We start from the raw sequence: 25,441 nt of genomic DNA on the forward strand, positions 1-25,441 counted from the left end.
GCTTGGTGGCTTTTAGTCCCGTTTTAACGCGCTTCGACTGCTACGTCCGCCAAGGGGCGGACTCCGCCTACGGCGGCAACCGATTGAATCCGCAGCCAAGAGCAGCCATTCGCGTTGACGTGACAATGCGTGACTTTTCTCGCTCGGCATTTCGCTATGCTCATGGGCCGCTAGCGGCCAAAAGCGATTCACGCGACTATATTAATTGCCATCAGTCCGGTTTGGGGCCATTCATGATTCAAGTAGAAGTTCTCGACGAAAGCGTTTCATGGCCATTCACAATTCCTCCCGGCCGGAGCAATCACGATGGGGCTCCACCGCGTGTGGCCGAACTCTGCGTAAATGCCAAGTATTGGCATTTAATTGGGTGGAAGGACTGTAGTTCGAACTCCATTGGAATAGCCAGAAAAAACCAAGTAATTTCAATTGACGTTGAAAACATGGAGGCCTTATCGGTCTGCTTCATGCGCAGAGCGAAGGGTCCTGGCTTTGTTTCATTTGAGGTAAGGATGTTGGAAAATCGACGCTCTGTGGTCTTCTTCGCGGCGGACCATTTTAATGAAGATGCATTACTCTGGCTTCAGAGCAATACCAACAGACTGGCGGCCTTATTTGGTATGCCGATAACAATCAACGACTGTGGCTCGGACTACTAGCTATCAGTCCAATCGCGAAGGTCCGAATTGGGGCGGAACCTGCCGATGACAGCAACCGGCCAAGAGCAGCCTGTCGAAAATTTATGAATGGGTTTATATGAACGAGCGCCCAATACCCCCTGCAGCACTAAGAGACGCGGCTTCGGTTGAAATGCTGCGTGTTTGGGTAGCTGAGAAGCAGTTGCACTGCTCACTGAAGATTGGCATGTACAGAGATGGTGTGGGCATTGATGAGGAATCGGCCTGGGGGACAATACTTGCAGATGCAGCTAGGCATATATCGAGAGCTCTGCATCCTGAAGATGCAGAAGCGGAAGAGGCCGCACTAGAAAAAATTCGCCATCGATTAAACGAGGAACTTGCTGCCCCAACATCCGACGCTAAAGGCAGACTCTTATAAATGCCGGCAGCCGGCCAAAAGCGGACAGACGACTTGATAAGCTTGTGCTCTTGGGCGACAACGACGGAAAAGGAATATATATCATGTACCGATTGCTGCCTCAATCTACGGCCGTGTCGCAAGCAATGGGGCGCTGGGCCAATTTTGTCGGCGAATTCGACGAAGTCTTTGGATATAGCTATTTGGAAGACGTTTTCTTACGTAATCCTTCCGGTGGCCAATGTGCAGTTCTTTTTACAGTAAATCCGGAAATCGTTCCACTAGGAATGAATTTAATCACTGCTTTTATCGAATCCTTTCTTGCTCATCCCGAGACCAAGCGATTGATTCCAAAAGAAGAAAAAGTCGTCGAAATTGAAACTCGACTTGGGTCTCTCGATGATGGCGAGATTTTCATTCCTGTACCTTTTCCATTTATGGGTGGGGACAGCTCAGTCGCGTCATACAAGAAGGGGAATTTCTTCACATATGTGGAGTTGGTGGGTGGATTGCAGGATATCGAACCGTCTAGAGCGGTGGGAACATAGCCTAATGTGTCGTCCGATTTGGCGCGGAACCTGGCAACGACGGCAACCGGCCAGGAGCAGCCGTTGAAGCGAAACTTAAGAAACTAAAATCAATGATAAAAATTATGGAATATGAAATACGACTTCAGTTGGGACAGAAAATTTCCCGCATTTCTCTATTTTTTTTCTCGTTAATTTTCTTTGGTTGCGCCTTTGCTCCTGAAGTTGTACCGGTTCATGTAAGGTTTTTTTCTTTGGCGCTATCGGCACTATTTTCTTGCGTAGGGAGCAACAACTATGCTTTGGTTTCACCGACGAAAAGCTTGCAATGGAAGTTCATGCCACCGATACCAAGAGCTTTGTTTCTCGCTTTTTTTCAGTTGCTAGTATTGTCGACTGTGATGATGTTCTTGGATGTTTAAACTGCCACGAGTTCACTTGACACTGCTGATTTGTTCATAAGCTTTGGCTGGGCGACAGTTACAAACGGTCAGTAAAGCATCCAATGGGGCGGAGCCTGCCAACGACGGCAACCGGCCAGAAGCGGTCATACGCGTTCTATTCTAAAACTGAAGCCTTGCAAGGAAACACTTGGATTTCACAGAACTTGCTTTTAAGAGGATCGATGGATCCTGGATAAAGACACTCGACTACGTCGATTGGGCAAATGAGTTGCTGGAAGGCGGTTGTGATGCGCCTAGCATTTGGGAACTCGCTGTTTGCCGCTGGGACGACTACGTCGATTCGGATCAAGTTGAACGATTATTTCAGTCATCCATAAACGAACTAAGATTGGAACTGCCGAGCGACTGGTACAGCGCTCTATGTACTTACTCTAGTAGCATTTGCCAAAAGATGCTTCAAGGCCTACTTATGCCTTGGGAATGCGTGCAGGAAATGCTAACAATTTCTGATGATTACAATGAACCTTATATCCACTGGATCTGGCTGGATCTCGTAAACGATCTCGATCCAGCAAAAGCTCAAACCGACTGCATAAAATTTAACGGAGCGCTTGACCTAAATAAACCCGAAGAGTGCATCCAGACAGTCGCTCAGCAATTCGTTTTCCTCTGTTCTGTATCTCTACCTGAAAGATTTCCGTGGATCTGGCGCTGCGAAATGTGCCAGGCACTTAGCGAGGAAAACACATTTACGCAAACGAAGACATGCACCTGTACCCGCTGTGGGGGCATCGTTACAATGAAAAATATGCGATTTTTCGAAAATCGAGCCGCATTGGTGAAAAGTCTCGACGGTGGCGAAAAAGTCGGCGAAAAATGTTGAGCTGTGTCCGTTTTGGGGCGCAAGCGGACTCACGCGCCCGACAGTGAAGCAGACACCCTGACTGCTGCGGAACCGGACGGCGCCGCCCACCTTCCCCTCCGCCCTGCCAGCCCGAGCAACTTTACTGACACTCGCCACAGCTGCAGGACATCAACGCTCCCGCATAGGACAGTGATACCACCAAGGAAAAACCCCGGCGTACCGGGGCAGTCACAAGGTTTAACCGCGGGCGCTGCGGCCTGGCAGCGCCAGGCGGCGGCTGGCGGCGCTTGAAATCGGGGTCGGCAAGCCGCCCGCCACTTTCAGCGCTTTCCCCTGGGCGTCGCCACGCAGGCGGAATACGGCCACCACGTCGACCAGTTCCACGGCGCGCTCTTGCAGCGAGGATGCGGCGGCGGCCGCCTCTTCCACCAGGGCCGCGTTTTGCTGGGTCACCTGGTCCATCTGCGAAATGGCCTGGTTCACCTGCTCGATGCCGGCGCTTTGCTCGTGGCTGGCGTTGGCGATGTCGCCCATGATGTCCGTCACGCGGCGAATGCTGGCGACGATTTCTTCCATGGTCGCGCCCGCCTGGTCGACCAGCACGCTGCCCGTGTTGACTTTATCCACGGAATCCTCGATCAAGCCCTTGATTTCCTTGGCGGCCGCCGCCGAGCGCTGCGCCAGGTTGCGCACCTCGGTGGCGACCACGGCGAAGCCACGGCCCTGCTCGCCCGCGCGCGCCGCTTCCACGGCCGCATTCAGCGCCAAAATGTTGGTTTGGAAGGCAATGCCGTCGATCACGCCGATAATGTCGGCGATCTTCTTCGCCGACTCATTGATGGACCCCATCGTGCCCACCACTTGCGCCACCACGGCGCCGCCCTTGCGGGCCACGTCCGAAGCGGACACGGCCAAGGTATTCGCCTGGCGCGCATTGTCCGTGTTCTGGCGCACGGCCGAGGTCAGCTCTTCCAGGCTGGAAGCGGTTTCTTCCAGCGACGACGCCTGCTGCTCGGTGCGCACGGACAAGTCCGCATTGCCGGCGGAAATCTGCGCGGCCGCCACGCTGACCGTATCGGCCGAGGTGCGCACGGTAGCGATCACGTCGACGATGCGTTCCAGGAAGTTATTGAAGGCGGTGGCCGTGCGGCCCACTTCATCCATGCGCTCCACGGGCATGGCGGCGGACAGGTCCAGCGAGGCGCTGACGCGTTCCAAGGTGTGTTCGATATTGCCCAGGCCGCCGCTGATGGTGCGGTAGATATGCCAGGCCAGGGCGCCCGTCAGCAGCACGGCCACACCGAGCACGGCCAGCATGGTGTTGAACGCCGTGTCGTAGGCGGCCAGGCTTTCCGCTTTTACATCGTCGACCAGTTTGTTGTTGTAGGCGATATGGTCATCCATGCTTTTTTTCGCGGCGGCGGCCGTGATGGCCAGCGGCGTGCCGGCCAGCAAGGTGGCGCGCACGCCATCCATGTCGCCCGCGTAGGCGGCGGCAAAGAATGGCACCAGCGCGCGGCGGTACGCTTCCATGGCGGCCTGGTCGGCGTCGAGCATCTTGCTGTCCGTCGCGTCGTACAGGCGCTCGGCGCGGTAGGTGGCGATGACCTTGTCGAAATTCGTGTTGGCCTCGGCCACGGCCTTGTCCAGCGCCGTCTTGTCGGTCAGGTTCGAGAATACGGACAGGCGGTAGCCGGCCAGACGCGAATCGGCCAGGAAACCCTTGGCCGCATTCAAGCCCTGGATACTGGGGATGATGCGGTTTTGCACGGTGTCAAAACGTTCCTGGGCGCGCTGCAGCTGGATGGCGCCGCCGGCGCCCAGCAATAGCAGGGCCAGCAAGGCGATGGTGAGGGTCAGGATTAATTGCTTGGTGATATTCATGGTGTTCACAGTCAAAAAAGCAGCCTGGTAGGGCCAGGCGGGATGAGTAGCTGCCGATCAGGTGGCCGGAGACCGGTTGCAAACGGCGCGAGCTTAGGCCGCCAGCGGGGCAGCGTCAGGCGTGCGGCGCAGCAAGTCGCCATGCTGGCGGCAAAATGCCAGGCCCGCCTTGTGGCCCACGTCGAACAGCAACTGCATGTTCGAGCTGGACCAGTCCAGGGTGTCGGGCCAGTGCTGCTCCGGGATGCCGCCCATCAGGTCGAGTTTCAGCAGGCGCCGCTTGGGCTGGCCCGTGCTTCTGTCCGTGTTGTGTTCGAGTTCAAACAGGCGCAGCTCGCTCTTGGAAATCTTCACCAGCGGCGTGATGATGGAGCGCACCCAGGCGTCGTACAGGTTGCGCGGCTTGCGCAGCAGGCGCTCATCGCCGAGGATGTCGAGGATGACGAGGGTGTCCGCGTCATGATGCTCGCCCTTGCCTTCGATAAACGGGTCGAAATTGAGCGTGTCGAGCGCCGCGCCTTCGATGTAGTCGTCGCCATCGATGGTGGTGGGCGCATACAGGAAGGGAAACGACAGGGCCGCGCGCACGTGGATCGGTGCGATCTCGTGCTTGCCCCAGATTTGCATGCGGTGCTCGCTGAGGTTGTAGGCATTGATGTAGAAATCGGGACGCATGCGCGCCACGCCCGAGAAATCCACGGCTTTTTCCAGGAAGGGCAAGTGCGCGCACAGGCCCAGGCTTTTCGCCGACAGGTCCGATGGCGACAGCGATGACACCATCAGCTTGCCCCAGTCCGACCAGGCCGTGGGCACGCCCGCAAACGTTTGCTGGAACGCCTGAAAAAAAGGATTGTTGGCCGGCGGCTGGAAAGCGTCGCGAAAAGTGCTCGCATGCATGCCCGGCTTCTGGAACACCTTGTAATTGATCGGAATCATCTTGTAGATGCTGTCGGCCACGCCCGTGTCGGCCCAGCTTTGCAGCGCTTGGCGCGGCGTGGCTTCGTGTGGCGTCGTGTAAAGCAAACCCATCAGCACACCGGCGCCCGAGGCCGAAATGACATCGAATTCAATGCCTTCGTCGAGAAACGCGGCCAGCGCGCCCGCGATCAAGGTGGAATTTGGTGCACCGCCACCAAGCAGCAGGCCCGTCTTGCGGGCGGGTGTCGCGGCTGGTGCCGGATGTGGCGGCATCGTGCTTACTGTCTTCATGCACACTCCCTGAACGGAACCGGGCTCACGCCCTAATTGTTGGTTACTACACGCTTACTACGCTGATTCATGCCCATGTTCCAGCAACTGGAAACTATTGCAATATTGCCGAAACAGATATTAAATTAACATAAATAAATTCCTTATGGCAATTTAATTAACGCATGATAGGTATTCAGAAAGGGTATAAGTTGACGGCACGCGGCGTGGCGTGACGCATCGCAGCAAATAAATATTCTGCAATGTTAGGAAAAATCTCTTTTGGGTAGGAATATTCCTCAACTGGCCGCCATGGCGGCTGCCAGACCGTTCAGGGGATGGGAGGTGGGGCTGAAAAATGCAGGTGGGTACACAGATGGTCAACAAAGACGCGGATTTTCGGTGACAGATGGCGGCTTGATGGCCACAGCACCCAGAACTTGCTCGCGTGCAGCAAGTAGTCGCCCAGCACGGCTTGCAGTTCGCCCCGTCCGATGGCATCGCGCACGATAAAATCAGGCAAATACGCGAGGCCCACGCCCTGCGTGGCGGCGCCGATCAAGGCTTCGATATTGTTGCAGGTCAAGGCAGTCGGCAAGCGCAATTCGCCGCCGCTGTCGCCCTCGGCGCGCTGCAGCGCCCATTCCTGCAACTTGCCCGTGGTGGGGAATTTATAGCGCACGCACGCATGTTCTTCCAGCGCGCGCGGCGTGGCCGGCACGCCATGGCGGGCGAAGTACGCGGGAGAACCCACGATGGCAAACGCGAACGGCCCCAGTTCGCGCGCCATCAGCCGCGAATCCGTCAAGGTGCCGCTGCGCATGGCCACGTCGATGCCTTCGGCCACCACGTCGACCAGCCGGTCATTGAAATCGAGGTCGAGCTCGATCTCCGGGTACTTGCGCGTAAAGTCCGCCAGCAAGGGCAGGATGATGCGGTAGCCGATCACGGGCAAGCTGACGCGCAGCTTGCCACGCGGCGCCTCGGCCAGGTGCGACAGTTCCGCCTCGGCATCGCCGAGGTCGGCCAGGATGCGCTGGCAGCGCTCGTAAAACAGCGCGCCCTCGTTGCTCAGGCTGATGCGCCGCGTGCTACGGTTGAGCAAGCGCACGCCCAGCTTTTCTTCCAGCCGCGCCACGCTCTTGCCCACGGCCGAGGCTGACACGCCGAGCAAGCGCCCGGCCGCCACATAACTGGAGGTTTCCGCCGCGCGCACGAAGGCGGCAATGCCGTTCAGATTATCCATATCTTCTTTATTAGGGAATATTTATCCGTTATGAGTGGATTTTCAGCCATTTTTTCATGGATTGCGTCCATATTATCATCAGATTCCCTCTTTCTGGAATCACTCCCATGGATACGAATCTTCCCGCGCATGCCCCGGACCAAGCGACTGCACGGCGTATGCTGGTGCTGGCCGCCGTCTGCCTGGCCGCGCTATGCATGCCGCTCAGTTTTACGGGACCGGCCATCGCCATTCCCGCCATCGCCGCCGACCTGCACGGCACGCCGCTGGCGCTGGCGTGGATCACGAATGCCTTCATGCTCAGCTTTGGCGGCTGCCTGATGGTGGCCGGCGCGCTGGCCGACCGCTACGGCCGCAAGCGCGTGTTCTTGCTGGGCATGGGCGTGTTTTCCGCCGCCGCGCTGGCACTGTCAGCCGCGCCAGGCATTGTGTGGCTCGACGTGCTGCGCGCCGTCCAGGGCCTCGGCTGCGCCATGGCCCTGTCGAGCGGACTGGCGGCGCTGGCGCAGGAATTCGACGGCCCGGCCCGCGCGCGCGCCTTCAGCCTGATCGGCACGGCCTTCGGCGTGGGCCTGGCTTTCGGTCCCTTCCTGGCCGGCACCTTGATCACGCACACGGGCTGGCGCGCCATCTTCATCGCCACGGCCGTGGCCGGCCTGGCCGCCCTGCTGGCCGCCGCGCGCGCCATGCGCGAATCGCGCGATCCGCAGGCGCAGGGCGTCGATTGGCCCGGCGCCCTGACGTTTACGGGCGCGCTGTCGCTGTTTACGTATGGCTTGCTGCAAGCGCCCGACAGTGGCTGGGGCAGCGCGGCCAGCGTGGGGCTGTTCAGTGGCGCGGCCCTGCTGCTGGTCGCGTTCATCCGCGTGGAGCGGCGCGCCGCGCGGCCCATGCTGGACTTGACCCTGTTTCGCCTGCCAGCCTTTGCCGGCGTGCAACTGCTGGCCGCCGCGCCCGCGTTCTCCTTCGTCGTGCTGCTGGTGCTGCTGCCGGCCCGCTTCATCGGCATCGAGGGTTATGGCGCCTTCGACGCGGGACGCATGATGATCGCCCTGTCGGCGCCCATGCTGGTACTGCCTGTCCTGGCCGGCATGGCGGCGCAGCGCATCGCCGCCGCGCACATTTGCGCCAGCGGCCTGCTGCTGGCGGCGGGCGGCCTGCTGTGGCTGTCGACCTGCGCGCCGGGCCAGTCGCCCGCCAGTTTGCTGGGGCCGCTGCTGCTGATCGGCTGCGGCATCAGCCTGCCCTGGGGCTTGATGGATGGCCTGGCCATCAGCGTCGTGCCCGTCGAGCGGGCCGGCATGGCCGCCGGCATCTTCAACACGACGCGCGTGGCGGGCGAAGGCCTGGCGCTGGCCATCGTCAGCGCGCTGCTGGGCACGTTCACTGTGGCGGCGCTGGGCCGCGCCGGCCTTGCCGGCATCGGCGCGCAACAGGCGGCGCACGCGGGCCCCTTCCTGGCGCTGGGCGAGCTGCGCCATGCGGCTAGCCTGCTGCCCCAAGTGGGCGCGACCGAACTGGCGCAAGCGTACGGCATGGCCTTCCGCCACTTGCTGTATGTGCTGGCCAGCATTACGACGGCCTCGGCCCTGCTGATCCTGGCATTCCTGCGTCATCCTGCCACTGCCGCAACAGACACGGCCGCCCTGCCCGCCTGCAAGGCACAGCAATAATTCACCATCGTAGTTTCTCTTCCGTACACGGCGGCGCCAATGCGCCGCCGCCCGCCTTTGATGTTTCTCCGCAACACCTCAAAAGTTTAAGAAGAATTCAAAGAATAAAACTAGTTTACTCATCAAAGCGCTTTGAACTATACTCAAAGCGCTTTGAAACATAGTTAAAGCGCTTTGGTTGTGCAAATTGATGCACGCCGATCCCACACCTATAAAAACACTGGAGACGCAATGAACAAACATTTCTTGAAAACTTTGCCTGCCGCCGTGGCGTTGGCCTTGAGCGCTTCGGCTGCCCAGGCCGCCCTGCCGATCGACTTCGGCGGCTACATCCGCTCGGGCTTCGGCACCAGCAGCGAAGGCGGCAAGGAAGCCTGTTTCGGCCTGGCCGGCGCCTCGTCCAAGTATCGTCTGGGCAATGAGTGCGAAACCTACGGCGAGCTGAAATTCGGCGGCGAAGCCTTCAAGGCAGCCAACGGCACCACCTTCCGCATCAATACCCTGGTGGCGTTTTCCGTCAACCAGAATCAGGACTGGGAACAATCGGACCCGTCGTGGCGCGAAATGAACGTGGTGGCCGACAAGATCGGTACGGGCGCCTTCGCCGAAGCGCGCGCCTGGGTCGGCAAGCGCTACTACGACCGCCAGGACGTGCACATCACCGATTACTACTTCTGGAATAACAGCGGCCCCGGCGCCGGCCTGGAAAACATCGACCTGGGCGCCGCCAAGCTGGCCTACGCCGTCGTGCGCACGGCCGATGACGGCGACAGCAAGCGCATGGGCCTGTCCCACGACCTGCGCTTCTCCGGCATCAAGGTCAACCCGGATGGCGAACTGACGCTGGGCCTGCAATTCAATCAGAAACGCAACGCGCAAGGCGCGGCCCCCATCGCCAGCGGCCACCTGCTGACCATCATGCATACGCAGGGCAACCTGCTGGGCGGCTTCAACAAGGTGGCATTGCAATATGGTAAAGGCAGCGCCGCCAACACGGGCGGCTTCAACCTGGGCGCCAACAAGGATGACAAGGTCGTGCGCCTGACGGAACAAATCATGATTCAGCCCAAAGGCGCCTGGTCGGGCATGGGCACCTTCGTCTACGAAGACAAGGAAACGGCGGGCGTGAGCAGCAAGTGGACCTCGATCGGCGCGCGTCCCGTCTACCACTTCACGGACAACTACAGCCTGGCCGTGGAACTGGGCCACGACATCGTCAAGCCGGAAGGCGGCGAGAGCCGCAACCTGACCAAGCTGACCTTCGCGCCGCAACTGTCGGCCGGCAACAGCTTCTGGTCGCGCCCCGTGCTGCGCGCCTTCTACACCTACGCCAAATGGAACAAGGCCGCCCAATCGGCCGCCGCGGCGGAAACCGCGCTGTCGTCGACGGGCGTGTTCGGTGGCAAGACCAACGGCAGTTCGCTGGGTTTCCAGGTCGAGTCGTGGTGGTAAGCGCGGGACTCTAGAACTTTGGTAAGCGTCCATGGACACTTGCCACAGGCAGCAACACCGCCCGCTTTTTCAGGGGCAAGGAATATCCGGACCCACCATTTCGCCGCTGCACGCGATGGCCGGCAGCTTCACTGTAGTGATTCAGCAGTATCCTCTTTTAGCGCGGGCGCCCCTGGGTTTGCCCGCGTATTTTTTTGGGCGCTGCCGCCGCAGGTCATCCCCCTGATCATTCCGGCATTTATCAGATAAACTACCCTGCATCGCTCCCGATCCACCCCAGACGCAGCATCCATGAACCTCAAAAATCTCGCCAAAACGCTAGGAATATCCGAAACCACCGTCAGCCGCGCCTTGAATGGCTATCCGGAAGTGAGCGAACGCACGCGCGAGCGGGTGCTGGCCGCCGCGCAGGCGGCCGGCTACCGTCCCAATCCCATGGCGCGCAGCCTGGCCGTGGGACGCACGAATATCGTCGGCATCATCTACCCGCTGATGCCGAACGACCTGGCCGACCCCATGTTCATCGACATCGTGGGCGGCATGTCGGAAGCGCTGGAAGCGCAGCAGATGGACATGATGATCGCGCCAGCGTCGGCCACCAATGAATTCCACACGTATCAACGCATGGTCAAGGGCCGTCGCATCGATGGGCTGGTGGTCGGACGCACGAAACCGTACGACGAGCGCATCGCCTACCTGGCGCAGCAGGGCATGCCGTTTGTCGCGCATGGCCGCACGCAGCTGAACCAGCCGCACGCGTGGTTCGACTACGACAACGAGGCGGGCATGCGCCTGGCCGTCGAACGCCTGGCGCAGCTGGGCCACCAGCGCATCGGCCTGATCAGCGCCACGCCGGACCTGAACTTCGTGCGCCAGCGCGTCGAGAGTTTCCAGCACGCCATGCAGGCGGGCGGCCTGGCCATCGATCCGGACAACCTGGTCGACAATGCGCACGACCGCCGCGCCGGCTACCAGGCCATGCAGCGCCTGCTGGCCCGCTCGCCCCGCCCCACCGCCGTCATCGTCGACAATCACATGTCGGGCGTGGGTGCGGTGCGCGCCCTGCTCGACGCGGGCATCGCCATCGGCAGCGAGATGTCGCTGATCGTCTGGGGCGTGATGGAAGATTCCCTGGCCGGCCACAACGTCACCACCGTCGTCCAGCCCGACCCGCGCGGCGCCGGCGCGAAGATGATCCACATGCTGCTGGCCCTGATGGATGGCACGCCCGTCGCAGATCTGCAGGAACTGTGGCCGTGCGAACTGTTGCCGGGCGAGTCGGCCGGGCCGGTAGCCGCCTGATGCCCCTGCGCCGCCACCCTTGAGCAGCGTGGACGGCGTGCGCCTCAGCGGGCCTGGCTTGGCGAGATAATCTGCATCTGCTGCGCGCTTGCCGCGGCCTGTCCCGCACATTGGCTGACCTTGTCTTCACTCCCCTCGCAGAACAGGACGGAAACTCCTTTTTGCAAAGCCAGGCCATGGGTGGGCGAGAGAACATACACGCCGCCTTTGCGTTTTGTAATCCTGTTCATCGCCGCCGAAAAATCAGCTGGCGAAGGCTGCCCGGTCCTCGCTTCCAGCCATGCAAGCAAGATCACCTTGGTCTCCAGGGCCGGCACCTGGCTCCCTGGCTCAAATCCAGGATGAAACATCAGGGCCGAATCGGGCTGTTCGGAAGAAAATTCCCTCACCTCGCCGCCCATGAATGCGATTGCGCATGCCGATGCGCAAATGCCTTCGGCAACCGTTGTTATTTTTTTTTCTGCAATTAATTTCCCGATCCTGAGCCCCCAGGAAAATGAACCGCCGCCTGAATTCTTGAAGACGACCTTGGAAATTTTCTCAGTTGCAAGAACTTCAGATAACTTTTCATACTCTTCCAATCCGATGCGGCCGCTGACGGTGACGGCATGCCCGTTGGCAACCACATCGGCCCTGGCCGCATGCGCGCCAAGTATGAACAGCAGGAAAAATATCCCGATGAAACGATAGAGTAATGCTTGGCGGTAAAGAATTTTCATCGGTGGAAAGCGCAACCCTTGTGTCTTCGCCTTGCGCAGGGCCAGAGCAGGCTTCCTCGACGCACGACGATGCAGCCATTATGCAACTGTTCCACCCGAACAGGCGCTGGAAAACAGGGACAGTGCAAGCGCCACGGCGCCGGGCCGCAGCCTCGAAAAAATTTCACGGTTTCGGCACACGGTATCGCTTTACTTTTCAAAGCGCTTTGAACTATACTCATTTCATACCCAAAGCGCTTTGAATTTTAAAATAAGACGTTCGCCTACCAACCAGCAGCGCCGCCCTGATAGCCGAGGCTACAGGCAACTTTTAAGAAATCATTCATGCCGACCATCCAGAACAATCTCGCCAACCTGCCCGCCGACTGGTGGCGCAGCGCCGTCATCTACCAGGTCTATCCACGCAGCTTCCTCGACAGCAATGGCGACGGCATCGGCGACTTGCCCGGCATCACCTCCAAGCTCGATTACATCGCCGCCCTGGGTGCCGACATCGTCTGGATCTCGCCCTTCTTCACGTCGCCAATGAAAGACTTCGGCTACGACGTGGCCGATTTCTGCGACGTCGACCCCATGTTCGGTACCCTGGCCGATTTCGACCGCCTGGTGGCGCGCGCCCATGAACTGGGCCTGAAAGTAATGATCGACCAGGTGCTGTCGCACTCGTCCGACGTCCACCCGTGGTTCGTGGAAAGCCGCTCCAGCCGCGACAATGCCAAGGCCGACTGGTATGTATGGGCCGACCAGAAACCGGATGGCACGGCGCCCAACAACTGGCTGTCCGTGTTCGGCGGTTCCGCCTGGCAATGGGAACCGCGCCGCGGCCAGTACTTCCTGCACGATTTCCTCGCCAGCCAGCCCGACCTGAATTTCCATAACCCGGCCGTGCAGCAGGCCCAGCTGGACAACCTGCGCTTCTGGCTGGAACGCGGCGTCGATGGCTTCCGCTTCGATTCCTGCAACTTTCCGTATCACGACCAGTTGCTGCGCGATAATCCGCCGGCCGCCCAGCGCGACGCCAGCAGCGTGTCGGCCATCAACCCGTACGGCATGCAAGCGCACGTGTACGACAAGACGCAGCCGGAAAACATCGCCTACCTGCAGCGCGTGCGCGCCATACTCGATGAATACCAGGCCATTTCCATCGGCGAAGTGGGCGACGACAATGCGCTGGCCACCATGGCCGCCTACACGGGCGCCGACAAGCTGCACATGGCTTACAGTTTCAACTTGCTGACGGCGGAGTTTTCCGCCGCGCACATCCGCACGCAAGTGGAAGAGTTCGAAGCGCAAGTGGCCGACGGCTGGGCTTCCTGGTCCGTGGGCAACCACGACAGCGTGCGCGTCATGACGCGCTGGGGCGGCGAAAACCCGTCGCCATCGCTGGCCAAGGTGGTGCTGGCCGTGCAAGCGGCGCTGAAAGGCACGCCGTGCCTGTACCAGGGCGACGAGCTGGCCCTGACGGAAGCGGACATTCCTTTCGAAGCGCTGCAAGACCCATATGGCATCCCGTTCTGGCCGCAGTTCAAGGGCCGCGACGGCTGCCGCACGCCGATGCCGTGGGTGGCTGACGCGCCGCATGGCGGCTTCAGCACTACCACGCCGTGGTTGCCCGTGCCGCCCGAACATTTGGCGCGCGCGGTCGACCTCGAAGAAAACGATGCCGCCTCGCCGCTGCGCTTTGCGCAAAATATCCTTGCCTGGCGCCGCACCTTGCCGCAATTGCTGCGCGGCGATATCGTCTTCTTCGATGCGCCGGAACCCGTGCTGGCCCTGCGCCGCGACTTGCCGGGACACCCGTCCGTGCTGGCCGCCTTCAACCTGGGCACCGAAACGGTCACGTTTGACTTGCCGGCCGCCGCAGCAGCGACCGACCTGGCCGGTCACGGCTTGCCGGGTAGCAAAGATGGCCAGCAGATCAGCCTGCCACCGCATGGCGGCTGGTTCGGCACGCACGCTTAAACAGTATCCTTTGGCGGCCATGCCGCCAATTACAATAACGAGCCCCGCGCATCAGCGGGGACGGATTGACACAGTGAGGACGACATGGCAGGACTGAAATTAGCAGGGCTGAAGAAGGCATATGGCGACGTGCAAACCCTGCACGGCATCGACCTGGAGATCGCCGATGGCGAATTCATGGTCTTCGTGGGGCCGTCGGGTTGCGGCAAATCCACCTTGCTGCGCAGTATCTGCGGCCTGGAAGAAATCAGCGGCGGCGACTTGTTCATCGGCAAGACGCGCATGAACGACGTGCCGCCCGCAAAACGGGGCATCGCCATGGTATTCCAGAGCTATGCCCTGTACCCGCACATGAGCGTGGCGCAAAACATGGCGTTTGGCCTCAAGTTAGCTGGCATGAGCAAGGTGCAAATCGCCGACGCCGTGCAGCGCGCCGCGCAAATCCTGCGCATCGAACCTTTACTGGAACGCAAACCGAAAGACTTGTCGGGCGGCCAGCGCCAGCGCGTGGCCATCGGCCGCGCCATCGTGCGTAAACCCGACGTCTTCCTGTTCGACGAACCGCTGTCGAACCTGGACGCCTCGCTGCGCGTGCAGATGCGCATCGAACTGGCGAATCTGCACCGCGAATTGCGCTCGACCATGATCTACGTCACGCATGACCAGGTGGAAGCGATGACCCTGGCCGACCGCATCGTCGTGCTCAACGCGGGCCGCATCGAACAGGTGGGCGCACCGCTTGAGCTGTACCATCATCCAGCCAATCTGTTCGTGGCCGGCTTCCTCGGTTCGCCCCGTATGAACTTCCTCAAAGGCAAGATCCACAGCTATGTGGACGGCGTGGCCACCATCGCCACCAACGCGGGTGGCATGCTGCAGGCGGCGTTGACGCAGCCATTGGCCAGCGGCACCCCCGTCACCATCGGCGCCCGCCCCGAACACGTGCAGGCGTGCGCGCCCGGCGCCACTGCCGCCATCACGGCCAGCGTGCAGGCGGTGGAAAAACTGGGCGACATCAGCTATCTGTATGTGCAGGTACCGGGCGGCGACGAGCCGCTGGTGGTGCGCGCCGATGCCGATACGGACTGGGCGATTGGCCAGTCCGTGGCGCTGCAGGTGGCGCCCGCCCGCGTCCACGTGTTCGACGAGCACGGCCAGACCCGGACCTGACACCCGAATTAAGGGGCCAGGCGCTACAGGCGCCGCCTGGCCCGGTTGCATCGTTTCAGCCTTGATACTCAACATAAACTTAGCATAAAAAAAGATACTGGAGATTGACATGTCCTTCACGCACCCGAAACGCAGCTTCATCAAAACCACGCTGATCGCCGCCGCCCTGGCCGGCATCGGCAACCTGGCCGCCGTCAGCATGGCAAACGCGGCCGAAGCAGGCACCCTCTTGATCTGGATCAATGGCGACAAGGGCTACAAGGGCCTGGCCAAGGTCGGCGAGGAATTCACCAAGAAGACGGGCATCAAGGTCGTCGTCGAGCACCCGGAAGATGCGCCGAACAAATTCCAGCAGGCGGCGGCCGCCGGCAAGGGCCCGGACATCTGGATCTGGCCGCATGACCGCATCGGCGGCTGGATCGACGCCGGCCTGCTGCAACCAGTGACGCCAAGCAAGGAAGCGCGCGCCGCCATCCTGCCGCTGGCATGGAACGCCTTTACCGTGGGCGGCAAGACCTGGGGCTACCCGATCTCCATCGAAGCCGTCGCCCTCGTCTACAACAAGGACCTGGTGCCGAATCCGCCAAAAACCTTCGAGGAAATCGCCGCGCTGGACAAGAAACTCTCCGCACAAGGCAAGAAAGCCATCCTGTGGGATTACACGAATACCTATTTCACGTGGCCTTTGCTGGGCGCGGGCGGCGGCTTCCCGTTTGAAGTCAAGAGCGACGGCCGCTACGATGCAGCCAAGACGGGCGTCAACAATGCCGGTTCGCAGGCGGGCGTGAATGCGCTGATGACCCTGATCAACAGCGGCGCCATGCCGAAGGGCGCCGGCTATGCGGAGATGGAAGCGGGCTTCAACCAGGGCAAGATCGCCATGATGATCAACGGCCCATGGTCGTGGGACAATGCGCGCAAATCGAAGATCAATTACGGCGTGGCAACGATTCCGACCGTAGCAGGCAAGACGGCCACCCCATTCGTGGGCGTGCTCGGTGCGATGATTTCGAAAGCCAGCCCGAACAAGGACCTGGCGACGGAATTCCTGGAAAACCAGATGCTGCAGCTCAATGGCCTGAAAACCATCAACGCCGACGTCCCGCTGGGCACGCCAGCTAATAAAGTGCTGTTCGCGGAATTGAAAACCAACCCGAACATCCAGGCGACGATGGAAAGCGCCCAAGCGGGCCGCCCGATGCCGAACAACCCGGAAATGGGCCGCTTCTGGTCGTCGATGCAATCGGCGCTGGAAAACATCACGCAAGGCCGCCAGACGACCAAGGATGGCCTGGATGCGGCGGCGAAGCGGATTACGACCGCCAATTAAGCCCTATTTTGTTTGAGCGTAGGTCGGATTAGCGTGTAGCGCGTAATCCGACATGTGCCGCCAACAATGTTGTCGGATTACGGCCCTTTGGGCCTAATCCGACCTACGTATCATTACAGGTATCCATCGTGCGCAAGTTTATCGGCCCTACGGTATTGACCATCAGCATGGCGCTGGGTCTGTATCTGCTCTTCATGTTGTACATATCCGGCCAGACCATGCTGGCCGCCGTTTTCCTCGGCTTGCTGACCTTGACGACGTTTGTCTTCACGTCGCCGCGCGCCTATGCCTACCGTTATCTGTTTCCCGGCATCACGGCGGTCATCGTCTTCGTGCTGCTGCCGATGGTGTACACGGTGTCGATCGGCTTTACCAATTTCAGTTCGCGCAACCTGCTCACCTACGAGCGGGCCACGCAATATTTGCTGGACGAGACGCAGCGCGTGGAAAGCACGGGCTACGCGCTGACCGTGCACCCGGACAACAAGGAATACCGCTTGCGCCTGGAAAGCCCGGACACGGGCGAAGTGCTCTTGACGCCGCCGCTGGCCCTGAAGCGCGCCGTACCTTTGACCGTGGAAGTGGCGCCGGCTGACCCCGTGCAGGCGCCCGTGCTGGCCCCGCCGCTGCCCATCAAGGACATCATCGCGCTGCAAAAGGATTTGAAGCTGCTCACCCTCGTGCTGCCGAACAAGATCGAGCTGCGCATGGTGGGCTTGCGCGAATTCGGCCCCGTCGCGCATGTCTACAAGCAACTCCCCGACAAGACCCTGAAGAAAATCGCCACGGGTGAACTGGTCAAACCGAACTTCAAGACGGGCTTTTATGAAATGCCGGACGGCACGAAACTGGAACCGGGTTTCAAGGTCAACGTGGGCTTCGCCAACTTCGTGAAAATTTTCTCCGATGAAGCGTTCCGCGGCCCCTTCCTGCGCATTTTCGTCTGGACCATCGTTTTCGCCCTGATCAGCGTGGCCACCACGACGGGCCTGGGCATGGTGCTGGCCGTGCTCTTGAACTGGGATGCGCTGCGCTTCCGCGGCCTGTACCGCACCCTGCTGTTCCTGCCGTACGCCGTGCCCGGCTTTATCTCCATCCTGGTCTTCAAGGGCTTGTTCAATAACAACTTTGGCGAAATCAACCTCGTGCTCGACGCCCTGTTCGGCATCAAGCCCGCCTGGTTCTCGGACACCACCCTGGCCAAGGCCATGATCCTGATCGTCAACACCTGGCTCGGCTACCCTTACATGATGGTCGTGTGCATGGGTCTCATCAAGGCGATCCCGTCGGACCTGTACGAAGCGTCGGCCCTGGCCGGTGCGGGACCGCTGACGAATTTCTTCAAGATCACTTTGCCGTTGATCATCAAGCCGCTGACGCCGCTGATGGTGGCCAGCCTGGGTTTCAATTTCAATAATTTCGTACTGATCAGCTTGCTGACGGGCGGGCGTCCTGATTTCCTCGACACCACCTTACCGGCCGGCACGACGGACTTGCTCGTGTCCTACACCTACCGCATCGCGTTCGAGGATTCCGGCCAGAACTTTGGCCTGGCCGCCGCCATCTCGACCCTGATCTTCTTCCTCGTGGCCGCGATTTCGCTGGTCAACATGCGCCTGACGCGCATGAACAAAGCATAAAGGACAGCATATGGCTATCGTTGTCGATCGTTCCAACCGCTGGCGCATCCTGGCGGCCCACGTCGCCGTGATCGCGCTGATCGCGCTGGTGATGTTCCCCTTCCTGATGATCTTGTCGATCTCTCTGCGACCCGGCAACTTCGCCTCGGGCAGTCTGATCCCGCCCGAGATCAGCTTCGAGCACTGGCGATTGGCGCTGGGCATGTCTTACCAGGCGCCCAACGGCACCCTGGTCGAGCCGGACTTCCCCGTGCTGCTGTGGCTGTGGAATTCCATCAAGGTGGCCAGCATGAGCGCCACCGTCACCGTGCTGCTGTCGACCACCTGCGCGTATGCGTTCGCGCGCATGCAGTTCCGCTTCAAGTCGCAGACGCTGTCCGCGCTGATGCCGCTGCAGATGTTCCCCGCCGTGCTGGCCCTGGTGGCCATCTACGCCATCTTCGATGTGCTGGGCAGCTACGTGCCGTGGCTGGGCATCGACCACCACGGCAGCCTGGTGCTCGCTTACACGGGCGGTATCGCCCTGCATATCTGGACCATCAAGGGATACTATCAAACCATCCCCATCGAGATCGAGGAAGCGGCCAAGGTCGACGGCGCCACGCAGTGGCAAGCGTTCATCTACGTGCTGCTGCCGATGACGGTGCCCATTTTGATGGTCGTATTCCTGCTGTCGTTCATCGGCGCCATCATCGAATACCCGATCGCTTCCGTGCTGCTGCATGAACAGAACAACCTGACCCTGGCCGTCGGCTCGAAACTGTTCCTGTACGAGCAAAAATACCTGTGGGGCGACTTCGCCGCGGCAGCCATTTTGTCCGGCTTGCCCATCACGGCCGTATTCCTGCTGGCGCAAAAATGGATGATCTCCGGCCTGACGGCTGGCGGCGTGAAGGGCTGACATGAAGACCGTGCTGACCGCCCTCGCCGCTTTGCTCTTCTGCGCACCGGCGCAGGCGGGCAGTTTCGCGGACAATCCCATCGTCTACTTCGCCGTGACGGATCGCTACGCCAACGGCAATCCCGGCAACGACCACAGTTATGGCCGCGCCGCCGACCCGCAAGGTGGCGACGTGGGCAGCTTTCACGGCGGCGACATCGCCGGCATCACGCAGCAGCTGAAAGCCGGCTATTTCACGGAGCTGGGCGTCAACGCCCTGTGGATCACGGCGCCGTATGAACAGATCCACGGCTGGGTGGTGGGCGGCAAGCAGCAATTCCAGCACTATGCCTACCACGGCTACTGGGCACTCGACTACACGACCATGGACGCCAACATGGGCACGCGCGAAGAGCTGCGCGAGATGATCGCCACGGCGCACGCGCAAGGCATCCGCGTGCTGTTCGACGTGGTGCTGAACCATCCCGGCTATGCGGACTTGCGCACCCTGGCCGAATACAAGGTACCGGTGCTGTGGCCCGGCCATGAAAAGGCCGGCTTGCGCGACTATCACAGCTTCATCGACTACAACAACTTCGAATTCAAGCAGTGGTGGGGCCCGGACTGGGTGCGCGCCGGCTTGCCCGGCTATCCCGACGGCGGCCAGGACGACTACACGATGCAACTGGCGTACCTGCCCGACTTCCGCACGGAAAGCGGCAAGGCCGTGGACTTGCCGCCTATCCTGCAGCGCAAGATGGATACGCGCGCCGTGGCCCTGCCCGACACCACCGTGCGCGGCTACCTGGTGCACTGGCTGGCCAACTGGGTGCGCGAATTCGGCGTCGACGGTTTCAGGGCCGACACCGTCAAGCACGTGGAACCAAACAGCTGGCTGGCCCTGCGCGCGGCCGCCACCGATGCCCTCAAGGATTGGAAAACGCGCCATCCCGAGCAGAAAATCGACGACGCGCCGTTCTGGATGACGGGCGAAGCGTGGGGCCACGGCCCCGAGCGCAGCAGCTGGCATGACGCGGGCTTCGACTCGATGATCAATTTCGATTTTCAAGGCCGCGCTGGCGGCGACTGGACAAGCATCGATGGCGTGTACCGCCAGTACGCGGGCCTGCTAGGCAAGCGCATTGGCAATGCGCCCCGCTACGACATCCTGTCGTACATCTCCTCGCACGACACCAGCCTGTTCCCGCGCGAGCAATTGAAACATGGCTTGTCCGCCCTGCTGCTGGCGCCGGGCGGCGTGCAGCTGTTCTATGGTGATGAAAGCGCGCGCCAGCCTGGCGCGGCGCCCGTCGGCGACGAACAGCAGGCGACCCGCTCCGACATGAACTGGACATCCATGGACTCTGCAACTCTTGCGCATGCGCGCAAGCTGGGCCAGTTCCGCTTGCGCCATCCTGCCCTGGCGCGCGGCGAGCATCGGTTCATCAACGACAAGCCGTACGCCTTCGCCCGCGTGATCGATGGTGACGCCGTCATCGCCGTGCCCGAAGCGCAAGGCGCCATCGCACTGAAGGTGCACGGCGTCTTTGCCGATGGCACCAGTGTGCGCGACGCCTACACCAATCAAACCTACATCGTCAAAAATGGCGCCGTCGCCGTGAACGCGGCCGGCAGCGTCCTGTTAGAAAAGGCAGCACCATGAGTACCTATGACGTCTTAGTGGTCGGTGGCGCCGGCATCGATACCATCGTGCGCGTCCCCGACCTGCAATTGCCCGTCGCCGATTCGCTGCACGTGGCGCCCATCCTCGACTATGTGGCGCACACGGGCAATGGCGTGGCGCTCGGTTGCCACGCGCTGGGCTTGCGCTGCAAGTTCATCGACTTCATCGGCGACGATGCGCAAGGCGCGGCCATCCTGCAGCGCTATAAAGATGCCAGGCTCGATTTTTCGCACATCATCGAACCCTCGGGCACGCGGCGCAGCGTCAACCTGGTCGACCCGCAAGGGCGCCGGCTGTCGCTGTACGACGGCCGCCATCCGGAAGATGTGCGCATGCCGGCCGCCTTTTATCTTCCCTACCTGGGGCCGGCGCGCCACGCGCATTTTTCCATCATGGGCTGGGTGGCCGAACTGTTTGACGATGCGCAAGCGTGCGGCACCACGGTGTCGACCGATTTGCACGACTGGGATGGCGTCAACCCGCACCACAAGGTGTTTGCCCTGCGCGCCGACCTGGTCTTCCTCAGCACGGCGGCGCTGGGCGAACGTCGGGACGACGTCATGCGCGCAATTATTTCGGAAGGCCGCGCGCAGGCCGTGATCGCCATGGCCGGCGCCGACGGCGCCTACCTGCTGGAACGAATCAACGGCGAAGTGCGGCACTACCCGACGGCAGGCTTGACGCTGCCCGTGGTGGACACGAATGGCGCGGGCGACTCGTTTGTGGCAGCCTTTTTGCACGCCTGGCTGGACGGTGCGGGCATCGACGCCGCCATGCGCCACGGCGCCATCGGCGGCGCGTTTGCCTGCGCCCAGCATGGCACGCATGAACGGTTTATCGAGCTGGCAGAGCTGCATGACTTATATCAAGACGGCACTAGCTTATGACTTAATATTCTATCAAGCGTAGCAACGGGCTAACGGACGCATGGCACAATGGCTGCGGATTTCACCACCGCATACCATCGACACCGGAGACCACATGAGAATCGAAACCCTGGCCGTGCATGCCGGCTACACCCCCGACCCGACCACCAAGGCCGCCGCCGTCCCCATCTACCAGACGGTGGCCTACGCCTTCGACAATGCCCAGCATGGCGCCGACCTGTTCGACCTGAAAGTCGCCGGCAATATCTACACGCGCATCATGAACCCCACGCAGGACGTGCTGGAAAAGCGCGTCGCGGCGCTGGAAGGCGGCGTGGCCGCGCTGGCCGTGGCGTCGGGCATGGCGGCCATCACCTACGCGATCCAGACGATCGCCGAAGCGGGCGACAATTTCATCTCCGCCAGCCAGCTGTATGGCGGCACCTACAACCTGTTTGCCCACACGCTGCCGCAGATCGGCATCGAAGTGCGCTTCGCCGACGCGCGCCAGCCCGAGACCTTCGCCGCGCTGATCGATGCGCGCACCAAGGCCATCTTCTGCGAATCGATCGGCAACCCGCTGGGCAATGTCACCGATGTAGCCAAACTGGCCGAGATCGCGCATGCGCACGGCATCCCGCTGATTGTCGATAACACGGTACCGAGCCCCTATCTGTTCCGCCCCATCGAGCATGGCGCCGACATCGTCGTCCATTCGCTGACCAAATACCTGGGCGGCCACGGCACCACCGTGGGCGGCGCCATCGTCGACAGCGGCAAGTTCCCGTGGGCCGAGCACAAGGAACGCTTCAAGCGCCTGAACGAGCCGGACGTGTCGTATCACGGCGTCGTCTACACGGAAGCGTTCGGCCCCGCCGCCTTCATCGGCCGCGCGCGCGTCGTCCCGCTGCGCAATATGGGCGCGGCGATTTCGCCCTTGAGCGCCTTCCAGCTGATCCAGGGCATCGAGACGCTGGCCTTGCGCATGGACCGCATCTGCGACAACACGCTGGCCCTGGCCAAGCACCTGAAAAACCATCCGAAAGTCGCGTGGGTCAATTACGCGGGCCTGGAAGACCACCCGGACCACGCGCTGGTGAAAAAATACATGCACGGCCGCGCCTCGGGCATTTTGTCGTTCGGCCTGAAACTGACGGCAAGCGAAGACCCGCGCGCGGCCGGCGCCCGCGTGCTCGACGCCCTGCAGCTGTTCACGCGCCTGGTCAATATCGGCGACGCCAAGTCGCTGGCCACCCACCCGGCGTCCACCACGCACCGCCAGCTCAATCCGGCAGAACTGGCCAAGGCCGGCGTGTCCGAAGACATGCTGCGCCTGTCGGTCGGCATCGAGCATATCGACGACTTGCGTGAAGACCTGGAGCAGGCGTTGAACGCGGCCTGAATCAGGTTGAAATCAAGCTGAAATCAGGTTGAAATCAGGCTGAAAGCCTGTCCCGGCATAGGCATGCAGCCCCCGCCGGGACAGGTTCCTGCATGCCGTAAAGCGAAGCCGGCGTTCACGCAGAGCGCCAGCGACGCTGCTGTCATCGTCCACATGGTTGCACTGGATCGCCCCCAGGTCCAGCCCGCAACCTCCTTACCCCCTCCCCGCCTCCCCTGATGTCACGCCTATGCCGTGGCGACTTCTTCGCTGCGCCTGCCCGGTTTGATGATCGGCGAACGCCCGTGCTTCCGGCATGCGGCGGGCAGCCGGCCTATGCGCCGCCGCTCATGCTCGATATTGTCGTGTTGCGAAAACGAATCGAAACGAACAATAAAGAAGAATTAGATGTTGTTAAATTTTCGAACGTGCGTAGAATAAACAAAAAAAGCGCGTTATTCTTCACTTCAGCGCAGTTCTCTTCCTGTTCGCATGAACGCCCGGATGCGCCCATGGCAGTGGCAGGCAGGCGCATGACAGCGACTGCGTGGCGCGATGAGAAACACCTGAAACCATGCACTTTTTATAGCCCATAGCGGCCTATCACCACCTTCAGGATCATGATGCAATCGACAATCAAGCAGCTAGCGCAACAGGACTGTGATCTTTTAATCGTCGGCGGCGGCATCAACGGCGTCGGTATCGCGCGCGATGCGGCCGGCCGCGGTTTGCGCGTCATCCTGTGCGAGCAGCACGATCTGGCCCAGCACACGTCCTCGGCCAGCACCAAACTGATACACGGCGGCCTGCGTTACCTTGAGTATTACGAATTCAAGCTGGTGCGCAAGGCCTTGCAGGAACGCGAATTGCTGTTGCGCACGGCACCGCACATCATGTGGCCGCTGCGCTTCGTCATGCCGCACGACGCCGGACAACGGCCGGCCTGGATGATCCGTGCCGGACTGTTCCTGTATGACCATCTGGCGCGACGCGCTTTCCTGCCGGCCTCGCAAGGCGTGTCACTGCGCCAGCACGTGGCGGGCGGACCGCTGAAAGGCGATTTCGGCAAGGGCTTCGTGTACTCCGACGGCTGGGTGGACGATGCGCGCCTGGTGGTGCTCAATGCGCTGGACGCGAGCGAACGCGGCGCCAACATCCTGACGCGCACCCGCTGCGCGGCGGTGCGCCAGGAAGGCCAGGGCTGGCACGCCACGCTGGAGAGCGAGCAGCATGGCCGCATCGACGTGACGGCGCGCGCCATCGTCAACGCCGCCGGCCCCTGGACCGCGCAATTCGCCAACGCCGCCTCGGGCGTGAGCAATACGCACGGCCTGCGGCTGGTCAAGGGCAGCCACATCATCGTGCCGCGCCTGTTCGATCATCCTTACGCCTATATTTTCCAGAACCAGGACAAACGCATCATCTTCGCCATTCCCTATCAGGACGAGTTCACCCTGATCGGCACCACCGACCTGGAATACACCGGCGAGCCCGGCAAGGTGACGATCAGCGACGGCGAAGTGAGCTACCTGTGCGAGGTGGCCAACCGTTATTTCACCAAACAGATTGCACCGAGCGACGTGGTCTGGACCTATTCCGGGGTGCGACCGCTGCTCGACGACAGCGCGCAAAACGCCTCGGCGGTGACGCGCGACTACCTGCTCGAATGCGACCCGGACACCGCCCCCTTCCTCAATATCTGGGGCGGCAAGATCACCACTTACCGGAAACTGTCGGAAGAAGCGCTGGCCATGCTGCAGCCGCGCCTGGGCGGCGCTGCGCCGGACTGGACCGCCTCGGCACCCTTGCCGGGCGGCGACTTGCAGCAAGCGGGCGCGCTGGTTGAGAACATCGACTTCGAGCGCTTTGCACAACAACTGCAGGCCCAGTACCCATGGCTGCCTGGCAAGCTGGCGCAACGTTATGCGCGCTGTTACGGCACCCGCGCCAGGCGCATGCTCGGCACGGCAAAGAAGATGACGGATCTGGGCGAGGAACTGACGCCCGGCGTGTACGAACAGGAAGCGCGCTATCTGTTCGAGGTGGAATGGGCACGCTGTGCCGAAGACATCCTTTGGCGCAGAACCAAATGCGGCTTGTACTGCCAGCCGCGGCATGTGGCGCGTCTGGAGGAATGGATCAAACAGATGTCGATGCCTGAGATGAGCGCTTGAACAAATAAGCCTGAGAGCCAGGCGGCTTTGCCTTGCCTGGACCATCTCCCTGGACACGG

General features: G+C 61.1%; 20 protein-coding genes. 16 read left to right on the top strand and 4 right to left on the bottom strand.

Features of this window, described 5'->3' with window-relative positions:
* Positions 1 to 5: 5 nt before the first annotated feature.
* The 4 genes from KY494_RS06500 (at position 6) to KY494_RS06515 (ending at position 2,849) form a co-directional block, all read left to right on the top strand.
* A complete protein-coding gene (locus tag KY494_RS06500) occupies positions 6 to 656 on the top strand; it encodes a hypothetical protein (RefSeq protein WP_219890339.1) in 651 nt (216 codons plus the stop codon).
* Positions 657 to 753: 97 nt separating this feature from the next.
* Positions 754 to 1,056, top strand: a complete 303-nt coding sequence (locus tag KY494_RS06505; RefSeq protein WP_219890340.1) for a DUF5076 domain-containing protein — start codon at positions 754 to 756, stop codon at positions 1,054 to 1,056.
* A gap of 83 nt (positions 1,057 to 1,139) precedes the next feature.
* Positions 1,140 to 1,583 carry a T6SS immunity protein Tdi1 domain-containing protein gene (locus KY494_RS06510; RefSeq protein ID WP_219890341.1) on the top strand — a complete coding sequence of 148 codons (444 nt, stop codon included), beginning with the start codon at positions 1,140 to 1,142 and terminating at the stop codon, positions 1,581 to 1,583.
* A 570-nt stretch (positions 1,584 to 2,153) separates the two neighbouring features.
* A complete protein-coding gene (locus tag KY494_RS06515; protein ID WP_219890342.1) occupies positions 2,154 to 2,849 on the top strand; it encodes a hypothetical protein in 696 nt (231 codons plus the stop codon).
* 219 nt (positions 2,850 to 3,068) lie between these two features.
* Here the strand turns inward: KY494_RS06515 and KY494_RS06520 are convergent, their stop codons facing one another.
* The 3 genes from KY494_RS06520 to KY494_RS06530 form a co-directional block, all read right to left on the bottom strand.
* A complete protein-coding gene (locus tag KY494_RS06520) occupies positions 3,069 to 4,715 on the bottom strand; it encodes a methyl-accepting chemotaxis protein (protein ID WP_219890343.1) in 1,647 nt (548 codons plus the stop codon).
* 93 nt (positions 4,716 to 4,808) lie between these two features.
* Entirely contained in the window at positions 4,809 to 5,924 is a 1,116-nt protein-coding gene (locus KY494_RS06525; protein ID WP_375143460.1) for a patatin-like phospholipase family protein, read from the bottom strand.
* A 310-nt stretch (positions 5,925 to 6,234) separates the two neighbouring features.
* Positions 6,235 to 7,149 (bottom strand): LysR family transcriptional regulator, encoded by a 915-nt coding sequence (locus KY494_RS06530; protein WP_219890344.1) that lies wholly within the window; start codon positions 7,147 to 7,149, stop codon positions 6,235 to 6,237.
* A 107-nt stretch (positions 7,150 to 7,256) separates the two neighbouring features.
* Here KY494_RS06530 and KY494_RS06535 point away from each other — a divergent pair, with 107 nt between their 5' ends.
* The 3 genes from KY494_RS06535 to KY494_RS06545 all read left to right on the top strand — a co-directional run bounded on the left by KY494_RS06535 (position 7,257) and on the right by KY494_RS06545 (position 11,576).
* Positions 7,257 to 8,822 (top strand): MFS transporter, encoded by a 1,566-nt coding sequence (locus tag KY494_RS06535; RefSeq protein WP_219890345.1) that lies wholly within the window; start codon positions 7,257 to 7,259, stop codon positions 8,820 to 8,822.
* A gap of 231 nt (positions 8,823 to 9,053) precedes the next feature.
* Positions 9,054 to 10,274 (top strand): carbohydrate porin, encoded by a 1,221-nt coding sequence (locus KY494_RS06540; RefSeq protein ID WP_219890346.1) that lies wholly within the window; start codon positions 9,054 to 9,056, stop codon positions 10,272 to 10,274.
* Positions 10,275 to 10,565: 291 nt separating this feature from the next.
* Positions 10,566 to 11,576 (top strand): substrate-binding domain-containing protein, encoded by a 1,011-nt coding sequence (locus KY494_RS06545; protein ID WP_219890347.1) that lies wholly within the window; start codon positions 10,566 to 10,568, stop codon positions 11,574 to 11,576.
* 44 nt (positions 11,577 to 11,620) lie between these two features.
* Here the strand turns inward: KY494_RS06545 and KY494_RS06550 are convergent, their stop codons facing one another.
* Positions 11,621 to 12,295 (bottom strand): hypothetical protein, encoded by a 675-nt coding sequence (locus tag KY494_RS06550; protein WP_219890348.1) that lies wholly within the window; start codon positions 12,293 to 12,295, stop codon positions 11,621 to 11,623.
* Positions 12,296 to 12,619: 324 nt separating this feature from the next.
* Between KY494_RS06550 and KY494_RS06555 the strand changes: the two genes are divergently transcribed.
* From KY494_RS06555 to glpD, 9 genes are all read left to right on the top strand, one after another.
* On the top strand, positions 12,620 to 14,257 hold the full coding sequence (locus KY494_RS06555) for an alpha-amylase family glycosyl hydrolase (protein ID WP_219890349.1): 1,638 nt from the start codon (positions 12,620 to 12,622) through the stop codon (positions 14,255 to 14,257).
* A gap of 84 nt (positions 14,258 to 14,341) precedes the next feature.
* Positions 14,342 to 15,427 (top strand): ABC transporter ATP-binding protein, encoded by a 1,086-nt coding sequence (locus KY494_RS06560; RefSeq protein ID WP_219890350.1) that lies wholly within the window; start codon positions 14,342 to 14,344, stop codon positions 15,425 to 15,427.
* A 109-nt stretch (positions 15,428 to 15,536) separates the two neighbouring features.
* The gene (malE, locus tag KY494_RS06565) at positions 15,537 to 16,757 is read left to right on the top strand and encodes a maltose/maltodextrin ABC transporter substrate-binding protein MalE (protein ID WP_219890351.1); all 1,221 of its coding nucleotides are present in this window, start codon (positions 15,537 to 15,539) and stop codon (positions 16,755 to 16,757) included.
* Positions 16,758 to 16,885: 128 nt separating this feature from the next.
* A complete protein-coding gene (gene malF / locus KY494_RS06570; protein ID WP_219890352.1) occupies positions 16,886 to 18,397 on the top strand; it encodes a maltose ABC transporter permease MalF in 1,512 nt (503 codons plus the stop codon).
* Positions 18,398 to 18,407: 10 nt separating this feature from the next.
* Positions 18,408 to 19,298 (top strand): maltose ABC transporter permease MalG, encoded by an 891-nt coding sequence (gene malG, locus KY494_RS06575; RefSeq protein ID WP_219890353.1) that lies wholly within the window; start codon positions 18,408 to 18,410, stop codon positions 19,296 to 19,298.
* A 1-nt stretch (position 19,299) separates the two neighbouring features.
* A complete protein-coding gene (locus tag KY494_RS06580; protein ID WP_219890354.1) occupies positions 19,300 to 20,940 on the top strand; it encodes an alpha-amylase family glycosyl hydrolase in 1,641 nt (546 codons plus the stop codon).
* Positions 20,937 to 21,848: a carbohydrate kinase family protein gene (locus KY494_RS06585; protein ID WP_219890355.1), complete on the top strand. Its 912-nt coding sequence runs from the start codon at positions 20,937 to 20,939 to the stop codon at positions 21,846 to 21,848. The genes KY494_RS06580 and KY494_RS06585 overlap by 4 nt, the downstream gene beginning before the upstream one ends.
* A 94-nt stretch (positions 21,849 to 21,942) precedes the next feature.
* Complete coding sequence (locus KY494_RS06590) at positions 21,943 to 23,229, top strand: O-acetylhomoserine aminocarboxypropyltransferase/cysteine synthase family protein (protein WP_219890356.1); 1,287 nt, start codon at positions 21,943 to 21,945, stop codon at positions 23,227 to 23,229.
* A gap of 599 nt (positions 23,230 to 23,828) precedes the next feature.
* Positions 23,829 to 25,382, top strand: a complete 1,554-nt coding sequence (gene glpD, locus KY494_RS06595) for a glycerol-3-phosphate dehydrogenase (protein WP_258194708.1) — start codon at positions 23,829 to 23,831, stop codon at positions 25,380 to 25,382.
* Positions 25,383 to 25,441: the final 59 nt, after the last annotated feature.

This window comes from Janthinobacterium sp. PAMC25594, from assembly GCF_019443505.1.
In the GTDB taxonomy this organism is placed as follows: domain Bacteria; phylum Pseudomonadota; class Gammaproteobacteria; order Burkholderiales; family Burkholderiaceae_D; genus Janthinobacterium.